Origin of the sequence: Brevibacillus parabrevis (genome assembly GCF_003710905.1) — a bacterium.
Lineage (GTDB): Bacteria > Bacillota > Bacilli > Brevibacillales > Brevibacillaceae > Brevibacillus > Brevibacillus parabrevis.
The window spans coordinates 121576-134544 of sequence record NZ_RHHV01000023.1; the positions used below are offsets into that span (position 1 = coordinate 121576).

12 protein-coding genes are annotated in these 12969 nt (G+C 53.4%); 3 read left to right on the top strand and 9 right to left on the bottom strand.

Translation table 11 applies throughout. From position 1 onward, the window contains the following. Nucleotides 1–111: 111 nt before the first annotated feature. From yunB to EDM60_RS26625, 3 genes are all read right to left on the bottom strand, one after another. Nucleotides 112–813 carry a sporulation protein YunB gene (gene yunB / locus EDM60_RS26615; protein WP_122966655.1) on the bottom strand — a complete coding sequence of 234 codons (702 nt, stop codon included), beginning with the start codon at nucleotides 811–813 and terminating at the stop codon, nucleotides 112–114. 46 nt (nucleotides 814–859) lie between these two features. After that, nucleotides 860–3664, bottom strand: a complete 2805-nt coding sequence (locus EDM60_RS26620; protein ID WP_122966656.1) for a calcium-translocating P-type ATPase, SERCA-type — start codon at nucleotides 3662–3664, stop codon at nucleotides 860–862. Nucleotides 3665–3771: 107 nt separating this feature from the next. After that, complete coding sequence (locus EDM60_RS26625; protein WP_122966657.1) at nucleotides 3772–4506, bottom strand: MntP/YtaF family protein; 735 nt, start codon at nucleotides 4504–4506, stop codon at nucleotides 3772–3774. A gap of 237 nt (nucleotides 4507–4743) precedes the next feature. On the opposite strand from EDM60_RS26625, the gene EDM60_RS26630 reads away from it, so the two are divergent. Continuing rightward, nucleotides 4744–5331: a TetR/AcrR family transcriptional regulator gene (locus tag EDM60_RS26630; RefSeq protein ID WP_122966658.1), complete on the top strand. Its 588-nt coding sequence runs from the start codon at nucleotides 4744–4746 to the stop codon at nucleotides 5329–5331. A gap of 12 nt (nucleotides 5332–5343) precedes the next feature. Next, nucleotides 5344–6033, top strand: a complete 690-nt coding sequence (locus EDM60_RS26635) for an HXXEE domain-containing protein (protein WP_122966659.1) — start codon at nucleotides 5344–5346, stop codon at nucleotides 6031–6033. An 81-nt stretch (nucleotides 6034–6114) separates the two neighbouring features. Here the strand turns inward: EDM60_RS26635 and EDM60_RS26640 are convergent, their stop codons facing one another. After that, the gene (locus tag EDM60_RS26640) at nucleotides 6115–7083 is read right to left on the bottom strand and encodes a sporulation protein (protein ID WP_122966660.1); all 969 of its coding nucleotides are present in this window, start codon (nucleotides 7081–7083) and stop codon (nucleotides 6115–6117) included. Between the two features lie 151 nt (nucleotides 7084–7234). Between EDM60_RS26640 and EDM60_RS26645 the strand changes: the two genes are divergently transcribed. Continuing rightward, entirely contained in the window at nucleotides 7235–7735 is a 501-nt protein-coding gene (locus EDM60_RS26645; RefSeq protein WP_122966661.1) for a putative periplasmic lipoprotein, read from the top strand. An 89-nt stretch (nucleotides 7736–7824) separates the two neighbouring features. Here the strand turns inward: EDM60_RS26645 and EDM60_RS26650 are convergent, their stop codons facing one another. The 5 genes from EDM60_RS26650 to kdpC form a co-directional block, all read right to left on the bottom strand. Beyond that, nucleotides 7825–8127, bottom strand: coding sequence for a hypothetical protein (locus tag EDM60_RS26650; RefSeq protein ID WP_122966662.1), 303 nt, complete (start codon nucleotides 8125–8127; stop codon nucleotides 7825–7827). A 190-nt stretch (nucleotides 8128–8317) separates the two neighbouring features. After that, nucleotides 8318–9190, bottom strand: a complete 873-nt coding sequence (locus EDM60_RS26655) for an arginase family protein (protein ID WP_122966663.1) — start codon at nucleotides 9188–9190, stop codon at nucleotides 8318–8320. A 35-nt stretch (nucleotides 9191–9225) separates the two neighbouring features. After that, complete coding sequence (locus EDM60_RS26660) at nucleotides 9226–10005, bottom strand: hypothetical protein (RefSeq protein ID WP_122966664.1); 780 nt, start codon at nucleotides 10003–10005, stop codon at nucleotides 9226–9228. Between the two features lie 13 nt (nucleotides 10006–10018). Beyond that, a complete protein-coding gene (locus EDM60_RS26665) occupies nucleotides 10019–12352 on the bottom strand; it encodes a universal stress protein (RefSeq protein WP_122966665.1) in 2334 nt (777 codons plus the stop codon). Nucleotides 12353–12368: 16 nt separating this feature from the next. Then, entirely contained in the window at nucleotides 12369–12929 is a 561-nt protein-coding gene (kdpC, locus tag EDM60_RS26670) for a potassium-transporting ATPase subunit KdpC (protein WP_122966666.1), read from the bottom strand. Nucleotides 12930–12969 lie beyond the last annotated feature (40 nt).

Below are 12969 nucleotides of genomic sequence, written 5' to 3' on the forward strand. Positions count from 1 at the left end.
TTGTGTTGTGTTTCTATTCATTGGACGGAGCCATTTCGCAAACGTTTCAACAAATTTTTATGGATAGAAAAAAAGAAGGCAGCTTCGTCGCTGCCCCCTTCCTATAAACGGTTATGGCTGACTGATGATTTGCGTATTTTTCGGCATCGGCACATCCGGCTTCCCGGAAGGATTGTTGTACAAATAACTCGGCACCTTGCCGACAATGAGCGCTTCGCTGATCGGAATCTGCGTCGTCACGGTCTGCTGTTTGGTTGCAAACGGAATGACGACACGCAAATCCACTTCTACGTAAATGTAGACCGTGACGAGCACCATGTTGATGCCTGCCTGCTTCAATCCTGTTTCCAGCCGGGTTTTTACCGCGCCAATCGGGACAAACGAAACGGGGATGTCCGGACCCAAGTGCTCCAGAAAAACGTTCTTGGTAGCCAGCCCGAGCGGAATCGTCGTCTGGACGTTCTCTTGCTCGAACTCTTTCAAGCGATTCTGGATGCGGGCCGTCGTCTCCCCCACGATTCGGGAGTATTCGCGGAAATTGAAATTGACCGCCTTGATACTGCCTGCCTCGTCCTTTTCCATCATCACGATTTCGTTAAAATCGACTCCTTGCTGTGTCAACCGCTTCGTGACTGCATCTGTAATCGCCAGCTTTGCCACCTGATCGGCTTTGGCTTGCGCAATCAGGATCAAGGTTGGCTCTACTCTTCTTTCCACGACCACGAACAAGATCGCCAATCCGACGATGATCACCAAAAACGTAGCGAAAATTTTTCTGCCGCGCCTTTTCCAGCCTCCTTTTCGAAAACGCACGCTTTCTTCCACTCCCTCGTTTCGCCGTACGAAACTATATCAATGCTCAATCAGGACGTACCGTACGCATGGAAGAACGCTTTTGCTTGCCGCGACGCGGTCGGCCGCTTGCGAGCACGCCGCCGATGCCTGCCACAAAAGTAGGTACGCCGGATGTGACGAGAATCAGCGCCCAATCGCGGATGGACAAGTCTGTCGTCTTGAAGATGGGCTGAAGCGTGTCGATGTAGACGACACCAAGCACCAGTACCAACGACGAGATGACTGCCCAGACGAGGTATTTGTTTTCAAACACATTGCGATGAAACACGCTGTACTGGCTGCGGCAATCGAAAACGTGGATCAGCTGGGCCATCACCAAAGTGACGAAAGCGACCGTCTGGGCGTGGACCAGATCGTTTGGATTCTCGCGCAGCGTCAGCCAGAAAGCGAGCAGCGTCATGGCGCCGATCAAAAAGCCACGGCTGATGATTTTCCAGCCCAAGCCTCTGCCGAAAATGTTTTCCGCCTTGTTGCGCGGGTGCTGGTACATCGTGTCGGCCTCTGCCTGATCGACTCCGAGAGCCATAGCCGGCAACCCGTCCGTGACCAGATTGACCCACAAAATCTGAATCGGCACCAGCGGCAACGGCAAGCCGAGCAGCATGGCAAAAAACATGACGAGAATCTCGCCCACGTTGGAAGCGAGCAAATAGCGGATGAACTTGCGGATGTTGTCGTAGATGTTGCGCCCTTCCTCGACCGCGGCCACAATCGTCGCGAAGTTGTCGTCGCGCAGCACCAGGTCTGCCGCTTCTTTTGTCACGTCTGTTCCGGTAATGCCCATGGCGATCCCGATGTCAGATGTCTTGATCGCTGGAGCATCGTTCACGCCGTCACCCGTCATCGCCACCACATGCCCTTTGCTTTGCAGGGCGCGTACGATGCGCAGCTTGTGTTCGGGAGAAACCCGCGCGTACACCGTCACCCGTTCGGCGTGATCCGCGAGGACAGCATCAGACATCGCATCCAGCTCCCGGCCTTCCAGCACCTCGCCATAGCCGCGCATCAGCCCGATCTGGCGAGCGATCGCTTCGGCCGTCACCTTGTGGTCGCCCGTAATCATGACCGTCTTGATGCCCGCCTGGTGGCACAGATTGATCGCAGAGCGAACCTCTTCCCGCGGCGGATCGATCATCCCGACAAGCCCGACGAAAACGAGATTGTTTTCAATCGCCGCGATCGGTTGTCCGGGACGGTAGCCTTGCAACGTTTTGTAGGCAAAGCCGAGAACCCGCAGTGCTTTGCCCGCCATCACCTCTGTCTGCTCCAATACCCGGTGGCGAAGCGAGGCTGTAAGCGGCTGTAGCTCGCCTCCCCACAAAATGTGCGTGGATCTCGCCAGCACAGCCTCGGCAGCGCCTTTGGTCAGCAGCGAGTGCGCTCCGTCTGCGCCTTTTTCCACCACAGACATCATTTTGCGATCGGAGTCAAACGGCAGCTCCTCGACGCGCATCGACTGGCTTTTCTGGGTGCTGCGCTCTGCGGCATTTCCGTTTGCTTTGGCAGCGAGCACCTTCAGCGCTCCCTCTGTCGGGTCGCCCACTACTTGCCAATGCCGCGTCGCTTTGCCCATCCCAAGCAAGCTGCGTGTGCTCTGCTCTTCACAAATCAGTTGGGCATTGTTGCACCGCTCGGCGATACGGATGATTTGCGTGAGCGCTCCATCGCGGGCAGGAGACACCATTTTGCCCTGATGATGAAAAGCTCCTTCCGGCACATAGCCGCTTCCGCTCACTTCGTACGTGGCATCGCTGTGCCAAACATGGGTAACGGTCATTTTGTTCTGGGTCAGCGTGCCTGTCTTGTCAGAGCAGATGACGGAAGCGCAGCCAAGCGTCTCTACCGATGGCAGCTTGCGCACGATGGCGTTGCGTCTGATCATTCGCTGTACGCCGAGCGCCAGCGCCACCGTCACAATCGCCGGCAAGCCTTCCGGGATGGCTGCTACCGCAAGACTCACCCCTGCGAGAAACATCGTGAACAGTTCGTGTCCGTGCCACACACCAGCTACGATGACGACTATCGTCAAGAGCAGGGCGACAACCACGAGAATTTTGCCCATTTGCTCCAAACGCACTTGCAGCGGCGTCTCCGCTTCTTCGGCGGTATTCATCAAGTGGGCGATTTTCCCGATTTCAGTGGTCATCCCGGTTGCCACGACGATTCCGCTCCCGGTCCCCCCTGTCACCATCGTGCCCATGAAAGCGAGATTTTTCTGATCTCCCAGCGGCACGGTGGAAGCTTGCGCCGTATCGAGCGTTTTCACATTTTTTCCTACAGGGACAGATTCACCCGTCAGCGCCGACTCTTCTACCTCCAGCCGATTGGCAGTAAGCAGTCGCAAATCGGCTGGAACCCGATCGCCCGCTTCAAGCTGAACCAGATCGCCCGGCACCAGGCGAGAAGCAGGAATCATGGAAATGTGCCCCTCCCGGATGACGCGCGCCATCGGGGATGCCAGCTCCTTGAGAGCTTGCAGGGACCGCTCCGCCTTTGCCTCCTGAATGAACCCGAGTATTCCGTTAATGATGATGATCGCGATAATCGTAATCGCATCCAGATACTCTCCGAGGAAGTAAGAAATCAGCGTGGCGATGAACAGGATGAGTACCATAAAATCTTTGAACTGGTCGAGAAAGACCGAGTAGAGAGGCTTGCGTTTGTTTTCAGCCAACTGGTTGGCACCTTGCTTGGCCAGTCTCCGCTCTGCCTCCTGCTGAGTCAATCCCTGCGCCGCATCGCTATGAAGGGCTTCGGTCACGTCGGCCGCCGCCAGCGTGTACCATTTTCGAATTGGCTGTGTATCCACCTACATCTCCTCCATCCACTTCTCACTCCTTCTCATGTGTATGCAGACGAGCCAGAAAATAAAACAACCCGTCCTTTTCCGTGGACGGGTCTTCATGTGGAGAGATATTATTTCAAGCTTTTGACCAACCCGATGCAAATGAGCAAAATCGGCGGAAGCCATGTCAGTCGTGTAAGCCATCTGGCTTTTCCTGCGCGTCGTCCCATCGCCAGCCCGACGACAAGCAGCAGTCCGCTCATGATGGCGATACAGAGCGCGACGACGAGTGGAGAGTATCCTAAAAACGTAAGACTGATTCCCGCGCCAAATGCATCCAGCGAGAGCGCCAGCCCAAGCATGACCGCCTCCCAGCCCATGATGTGCCCCGAACGGTCCGCATCTGCTTTGGAGGGGTCTTTCAAAATTTGAATCATCACGCCGAAAATCCGAAATTGGGTCAAGACTGTGCGATCCAGTTCTACCTGATTTGCCGCTTGTGGTACAACGGACACTTCACCCGCAGCTGTCGATCCCCCGGCCTGAGCTGTCAGCAAACATGGCTGGGCTTGCTCTGGTCCCTTCTCCCCTTCTTGCCTGGAAAAGAAAAGTCGCCAAAGAGTAAACAACCCCATCAGGATTAGCACTGCCGCACCAATATGTTTGCCAATCTCAGGCGTCAGCCAATTGGTCAGGGAAGACCCTACAAGCATGACACCATACACAACGGCAAAGGAACATCCTGAAATGACGACCAGCGACAAAAAGGGCATTTTCATGTTGCGCAAGCCATACGTCAATCCTACGCTGACACTGTCCATGCTGATGGCCAGGGAAACGAGCAGGAGTGCGAGCCATCCGCTCATATGTGGTCACCTCTTTCCCATTGCCTATTAGGTATACGCGAGAAAGAGGAGTGTTGTGCCAACAAACAGGCAGGGCATGTTTGCACCAGTCAGTCCCTTCTTGGCTTTTTTATCCGGGCCAAAAGACTTGTTGCCAAATAAAAGAAAAGCTGCTATCCTTCAATTAAACAACGTTTAAAACATCGCTTAAAACGTTGTTCTGAACTTCCCCACCAGAAGGAGGTTGTCCGGCCAAAAATGGATAAAAACAGTGACACGAAAGCAAAAATTTTGCAGACTACCCTGGAGTTGATCAAGTCGGAAGGATTCGAGAGCGTCACGGTGCGCAAAATCGCAGCAGATTCGGGAACGAATGTCGCACTGGTCAACTATTATTTCGGGTCCAAGGATCGCCTGATCAACGAAGCTCTCAGCAGTTTTCTCGGCAGCTTTCAAGACACCTTTGATGTGCTCGACGATTTGACAGTCGCCCCAAAAGCGCGGCTCAGACAATTTTTGACCAGCTACGTCTCTGTCATTTCGCAATACCCCGAGCTGGTTGCGCGGATTTTCGCCATCGGCGGGGCCGTTTTTACCTCGCAATACCAATACGGACAGTTTTTGCGCAGCATCGGGTTCGTCAAGGTGCGCTCTGTGCTCCAGGAACTGACCGGGGAAGCCGATCAGGAGCTTTTGCAAATGATGATCATGCAATTGTTTGGAGCGATTTTCCTTCCGGCTCTGCTGAAATCGACGCTGTCGACAGGCGCTGGCATCGAGGTCGGCTCCGTCGAACAGCAAATGGACTTGTTGTTTGCACGCTATTTTCATGAAAATGCAAAATAGGAGTGAAAGAGTATGAACTTTCTGCGCTCGTATTGGCAAGATCTCGGACTACTCGTGGCAGCAATCGTGGGAGTTTATTTGCTGGCGGGGTGGGCGGACATCCCGGAGATTGAGCAAATTCTTTGGTTGAGCTTCATCGCGATCCTCGTGCACCAGTTTGAAGAATATCGTTGGCCTGGCTATTTTCCCGGACTGTTCAACGGACTGATTTTTCCCAGCAAGCATCCGGAGCGCTATCCGCTGAATCGACAGTCGGCCATGGTGATCAACCTCGTCATCGCCTATCTTTTCTATCTCGTTCCTGTCTTTTTCCCCACCGTCGTATGGTTGGCGCTCGGGCCGATTTTCATGGGATTTTTCCAGTTTGTCTGGCACGGCATTTTTGCGAATCGGAAAGCGGGCACCTTGTACAATCCGGGCTTGTTCGCCGTCATCGTCTTCCATATTCCGGTCGGCGGCTGGTACATCCAGCACATCGTCGCCAACAACATGGCTACGGTACTGGACTGGATCGTCGGAACGCTGTACTTTGCCGTCGCTGTGTACATTTTGATCGTCAAAGGCAACATGTGGCTGAAAGACGAGAAGTCTCCCTACGCCTTTTCCCGTCAGCAGCTTGGACCTATTCTTAGAAATCATGACTGGCGAAAAAGGAGTCGATCGGCCACGGTCGCTCCTTTTTTCCAGGCAAGACGGTCATGAACGTTTGGCACAACAAAAGCCGCCGCCCGCTGTCTTCCAGCAAGCGACGGCTCTTTTTCCTGTATGGGAATAGGTACGTTTTTACAGTTCGTCGTCAAAACCGCCAAAGTCAAAATCTGCTTCTTCCTCTTCGCTGCCATGCTCCTCTTGTGCATCGTCGGAAGCCATTTCCTCGTCTGGCGACATCAGCTCGCCAAGCAGCATGCCCCCGAGAAGCCCGGCTGCCATGCCTCCGATCATGCCGCCCATGCCGCTGCCGCGATGGCCGTGGTGACCGTAATGGCCCTGTTGGTAGGCAGACAGCTGCACGTACGGGATGGCTTGCGGGTTGTTGGCGTAATCGCGAATCTTCGCCAGCAAATAGCGGGACAACTCTTCCTCTTGTCCAGCGGCAAGCAATTCGTTTGGCACCACGATTTCTGCCTTGTACTCCTTTTCGCGGCGCAGAAAGCCACTAGCCAGATCAAGCTCCGCAAGCATGCGCAGTTCGTCAGGAGTCGAGAAGAAGATCACTTCCAGTTCTTTGAGCGGGATTCCGAGATCGACTGCCGGGAAAAAGGCGAACTCCTGCCCGTACGGCGTCAGCTTGCCGGAATCGGCTTTTTGCCGCAGATTTGCGCGATCAAAAGCACGCAACACGCGCTCCACCCGTTCTGGCGGCAAAATTTCCAGACGGTCAAAATCAGTCGGATCGAGCGCCATTTCTACATCCAGCTTGGTTTGCAATGCAAATTGAACGGCTGGAGTAGAGATAGCCAGTCCATCCGGCATGACAAAGGAAAAAGGGATCTCTTGCACAAACGGCTTCGGCTGTACCGTAAACTGGCGGCTGATCGGGTAAACCTGCACTTGTCTGGTTACTTCTTGCCCACGCACATTCACTCTCATGAGCAGGACAGCGCTCAGCTCGGAAATGCGCTGCTCTACGTTGCCGCCCTCAATCCGCACGACGCCTGTCACCTTTTCCCCCAGTCGGAATCCAGGTGCGTCTAGTTGCAAATCAACAGTTGCTGCTCCTACACCGAATTTTGCCATCAGCTTTTTGAACATCGGCTTCTCCTCCAAATATAAGCAATTACTTATATTTATAGTGTAGCAGAAAAAGTTCTCTTTCGTTATCGTATTCCAAATTTTCCATACAGACAGCAATATGATACAATCTTTTTATGAATAAATTTACTTAAAAGGGGGTTGTTTCCATTTGAAAATGATACTTACAGCGCTTTTGTTCCTGTTTAGTTTAACTGCATGTTCTTCTAACAATCCAGAAGAAGAACTAAAAGCGCAGTCACAGAAACTAATACTTGAATATAGTAAAATCCTTTACGAGGTTAAAAAAGAGGACTATGTCAAAACACCTGGCGACTTTACCGCCTATATACCAGTCATTCAGGATAAAGCCAAGCCTTATTTAACTAAGAAGGAAGAACCGGAAAGCTTGCTCAAGTTGAACATCGGTTTTGTCGCTGCTTACTTAGCATATAATGATATTTTTTTAACTGTAGAAGACGTAAAAGTTACCGATTTCGAGAGGGATGAGGCTTCAGGAGCGATTAATATTAGTTATACCATTTTATTTAAAGATTCATTGAAAAGTGAAACCAAACACCAAGCAGGCCGAGTAACCTTAGTGCCCGACGATAAAACTTTTAAGATTGATTACTATTGGGATGATGTCAGAACCAATCAATTTAAAAGCTGAGCTGGGTAAAGAAAACATACGGTTACGAAAAAGAGAAGCACTACTGATTCGATCAGAGTGCTTCTCTTTTCATTGATTTGCTTGTGTGATTAAGGAATGAAATCAAATCCTGGAAGGGTTCTTTTGGATGTATTGTTGATGTCAGACGGGTCAACATGGATCGTAATAATCCCGCTCTGTCCGGCACCGTTCATATAATGATTTGTTAAATAATCCAAAATAGGCTCGCCGAGCTGTGGAGCACCGCTACACGCAAATAAATCGCCACATCTACACTTGTAATAACTCCAATGTGAATTGATGGTATTTCCAGTGTATTTGTTCTTGATGATAGCCCTCGACACCATGTACATCTTATGAACCCCATACAAAGTACAATCTCCTGTCGCCATAAGTAATTCCTCCTTAATTGTAGTAGAGACAATAGATTTTTTGTCTCGTCATATAACAAGGAGAAATTAAGGGCAACATTTACAACCATCTTCACAAAAAAATCTACTCATTATGTTCTTTAGAGAATAAATGACTTTAATAGCTGGCGGTTCTGAAGTTTTAATTCCAACGCCATGTTATCCAGGTTCTTTATCCAGAAATGTCGTTGCGTGCCCCCGTAGCGCGAGTAGCCAATGCGCGAGCGAGCAATTGCGCCAAGTTGGCGGCGTATTTCCCTTCCGTATCCCTGAGAGCGGAAAACTCCGTCACTTCCAGTCCCGTGACGCGCCGATCGCTGACTACAGTCGCAAGCAGCATCTCCGCTTCCTCCAGGGAAAGCCCGATCTCGCTTGGCGAATAGGCCGCAGCCATCGCTTCCTTGTTCATCACATCCACGTCAAAATGAACGAGTATGCGGGCATCTGGCGGAATCTCCTGCATGATCCGGGTGATGGATTCGTGTACGCCTGCCCTTTTGAGCTGCTCCAGCAACGTGATCTCCACTCCGTACGTTTCCGCAGGCGGTTGCTGACAGCCCGCCAACCGGATTCGCTCTGCACGCCAACCGCTGCGTTCAATCCATTGCCCCTGATCTTGCAGCAAAAACCACAGTCCCATCCCTGCCGCTCCAATGCAGCGCGAAGCAGAAGGCACTACCGCGTCCAAATGCCCGTCGATGACCAACAAGTACGCCTTTTCTTGGTGACGCGCCTGGTGGGCCAAAGCCGTCCCGACGATCAGGCTACAGTCGCCGCCAAGCATCAGGACGATCTCGTCGTCGCTTGCAAACCACGCCTGCGCTTCTTTCCCAAGCACGTCCCACAGCATGCACGGCGCAGGCCAATTGCGAACAGGCGGAATATTGTGACGAGGCAAATAATCAGGTAGCCTCAAATCGCCGCTATCCGCCACTGTCAAGCCAGCTTGCTGCAATTGCTCGATGAGCCCCGCTTTTCTCAGTGCGTCCGGGGCCAGCTCCGTTCCAGACACATACGCTCCCGTGAAATGCGGGATACCAGCCACTTTTACGTTAATAGACAGCTCCTCCAGTACCTCATTTATTGGAAATCACCATCAGTATAGCACCTCGATTGGACGAACTGCATTAGTTCGTTGACAGAAGGTTTCAGCCAGCCATCAGGCATGACAGCAGGCTCGCCGCGCAACAATTGGCAGGCAAGCGTGTTCGGATGGGCGCCCGGACTCAAAAAATACACTTGCCCTCGCGGATTCGGTACGGCATCCATCGCTTCTACACATTTGCTGACGTACGTTTGCAAAGCTTCCCGGTACACTGGCGCAGTAAGGGCCGAACCGCACCAGACGTCGATTCCGGTCAAAGCCTTGGCGTGTTGGGCATCCAGACTTTTGGCGAGAGAGCACACCACAAACAAAAGCTTGCCAGGCGCCAGCTTGTAACGCTTTTCATACTGTTTGGCAAACCGGGCAATCGTCGCATTCCACGACGGAGTATCGTAGCTGCCCAAGTCGGGAATGCATTTGATCGCCGCGACCGTCTGTTCCTGCACTTGCAAAAACAGCAGGCCGTCCATCACTTGAAAAGAAATCCCTGCAATCCGCTCTGCCAGAAACGCCCCCATCCGCTCGTGCATGACGCGGGAGATTCGCTGGGACGATTTGCGCTTCAGCTTTTGCCTCACCCGGATTTCTTCTTCCTCGACGTAAATTCGTATCAGTTCTAAAAACAGCAATGCTTCTGTACTCGGCTCCGGCTGGCTCTTCTGGTCCTGTCCGGCGCACTCATTGATCAGGCACTCCAAACGGCTGTAGGCGTCTGCCAGGCTTTTCGCCCATTGCCCTGCTTTTTCTGTGCCCATTGTGATCCTCCCTTTACCTCATATCCGGCATCTGATCGGCTACGACGAGGACGTCCATGTGCCGAGCCTCGCGCAGCAATCGCTGGACGACCGAGCCTTCGCGTATTTCCTTCCACCTCGTCCGCGCCGATTGTCCGATAATGACCTGTGTCGTGCCTTTTTCGTTCATCTGCTTGATCAACTGGGTAAAAACTTTGCGCCTTCCCGCTGCTTCGTATTGTTCAAAGCGACCTCCCAGCCGCTTGGTCAACGCGCGCAGCTTTGCCAGTTGCGCCTCTTCCTCTTCGGTAAGCGGCTCGTGATCCTTGACGTACGCCACATGCCAAACGGCCTTGAGCCGATAGGCAAGACGAAAGCCCCTGCGAATCAGCCGCTCACTGTCGGAACGCAAATTGACGCAAACAAAAATGACCTCCTGTTGTCGCCACGGCCCCCTGAGCGTCCGCCGCTCCCACGCCTCCAGCCGCTCGTCAACGTCGTCTGCCACTTCGCGCAAAGCCAATTCCCGCAGCGCTATCAAATTGCCCGTCCGGAAAAAATTCGCCAGAGACTGCTCCACCTTTTCCAGCGCGTAAATGTTTCCCTCGCGCATTCGTTGCCGCAGCGCTTTCGGGGAAATATCAATCAGCTCAACCTCGTCCGCCTGATGCAAAATATGGTCGGGCACTGTTTCCCGCACACGTACTCCCGTAATTTGTTCGACGCTGTCATTCAGACTTTCCAGATGCTGAATATTCATCGTGGAAATCACGGAAATACCTGCTGCAAGCAGCTTCTCCACATCTTGATACCTTTTTTCGCGCTCGCTCCCGGGCACATTCGTATGCGCCAGCTCGTCGACCAGGACGACCTCGGGATTGCGCCGAATGATTTCGTCCGTGTCCATCTCCGTCAAGGTCACGTTTTTGTACGGGATGCGCTTGCGCGGAATCAGGGGCAGTCCGCCGACCTGCTCGATCGTTTCTTTTCGCCCGTGCGTTTCCAGCAGGCCGATCACTACATCGATGCCATTTTCGGCCAGCTCGTTTCCTTCCCGCAGCATCGTGTAAGTTTTGCCCACGCCAGGCGCTGCCCCGACGTATACCTTTAACGCTCCACGCCTGATTTTTCCGATCTCCTGCTCCATTTCTTCCTGCGACAGGCGGCGATACGGATTGATTGTTTCCGTAGTGTGGCGCTTGGCTGGCATCACTCGCTCCCCGTCGCGCTCTGAGCGGTCGGCGACAATTAAAATATCGATATTTTTCGTTTTCCGGAGAATTTTATGGACGATCGAGCCGTGCCAAATTTCTTCCCAGCGGGTTCGCTTCGACTGCCCCATGACGATCCGGGTTACATTGCGCGCCATCGCGTAGGCGACCAGCTCGCTTGCCACGTCCTTTTCCCGCTGCAAAGGCGTTTCCTCAAACGTACCGCCTACCTTGTCAACCAGCTTTGCAATCGCTCTGCGAAAAGTCGCTTCTTCTTTGCCCAGCTTTTTGGAGGCCGGACGAAAGCAGACGACCAACAGCTCTCCGCCGAGCCGCTTGGCAACCTGTTGTCCGCGCCGCACCAGGATGGAGCCGTTCCAATGATACTGGGCCGATACCAAAATGCGCTCGGTTGCCCCGGATGCTCCCACCATGCCGTGCTTCTCGCGGTACTCCTCCAAATCTTCGTTCACGCCTGTGGCTACGAACCGCAGCGCCAGCTCGCGCAGCACATGCAGATTGTCTCTGCGCAGCAAGGGATGGTTGCTGCGCATCGAAGCAGCACCATCCTCTTCCTGCAACCGTTTCAGGATCGCTTCCGGCGTCACGTCCAGTAGCTTTACCTCGTCGGCAAGAGCCAGCGTCTCTTCCGGCACGCACTGATCGATGTGCACCTGTGCGCGGGTCAGTCGTTCCGCCATCTCTTTCATTCCCGCCAATTCGTAAATGTTGACGGTCCCAATCACGCTGATATTGTGGTCGAGCAAATAACGAACGTCATCGAGCCGGGTCGGGCGTGGCGCATCCGGACGGTTCCGGTGAGCCAGCCCGTCCACCAGCACGACTTCGGGATCTCGCTCCAAAATTTTGCCGACATCCAGGTCATGCTTCGCCTCGCCTTGCGCATGCCAGAGAAGGGAAGGGATTTCCTCCAGACCTTCCCGCTTGGGAGCAAGCTTCGGCGATGCGGCCGCACCGGAAGCGGCGATGACTACGTCGATTCCTTTTTTTCGGAGACTCTGCCCTTCCATCAGCAGATGATACGTTTTCCCTGAGCCGCTCACTGCCCCCAGAATGATTTTCAGCCTGCCCCGGTGCATTCTGGAGATGGACTGCAAGATTTCTTCCGGGGTCTTTCGGCGAAACTGCTCGACCATCTCGCAGCCCTCCTGTTTATTTCAGCTGATCCAAAGCCAGATTCAGCTTCAGTACGTTGACTCGCGGTTCTCCAAATACTCCCATGCTTCTTCCTTCCGTGTTTTCCGCAACCAAAGCCTGAACTTTTGCCGGATCGAGATTGCGCGCCTTCGCAACGCGCTGCACCTGAATGGCTGCCGCTTTTGGCGAGATGTGCGGATCAAGGCCCGAACCGGAGTTGGTCAGCAAATCGGCCGGGATATCTGCTTGCGCGACGCCCGGGTTGGCAGCCAGGAAAGCAGCGATGTCTTTTTGCACGCGCTCGGTCAGTGCCGGGTTGGATGGCGCGTAGTTGTTCGAGCCAGAGCCTGCTGCATTGTTGTCGATAGACGAGATGCGGCCCCAGAAATATTGCGGATCGGTGAACGTTTGCCCGATCAGCTCGGAGCCGACTACTTTGCCGTTCGCATCGGCAATCAGACTGCCGCTCGCCTGCGTCGGCATGACGACCTGCGCCACCCCTGTCATCGCAAGCGGGTAAATCAGTCCGCATATGAGCAGTAAAACGACAGACAATCGGAGGTTTTTCAAAATCATGGATATTCACCTTTGCTTTCCTGTTTCGATTGTGGCGGTT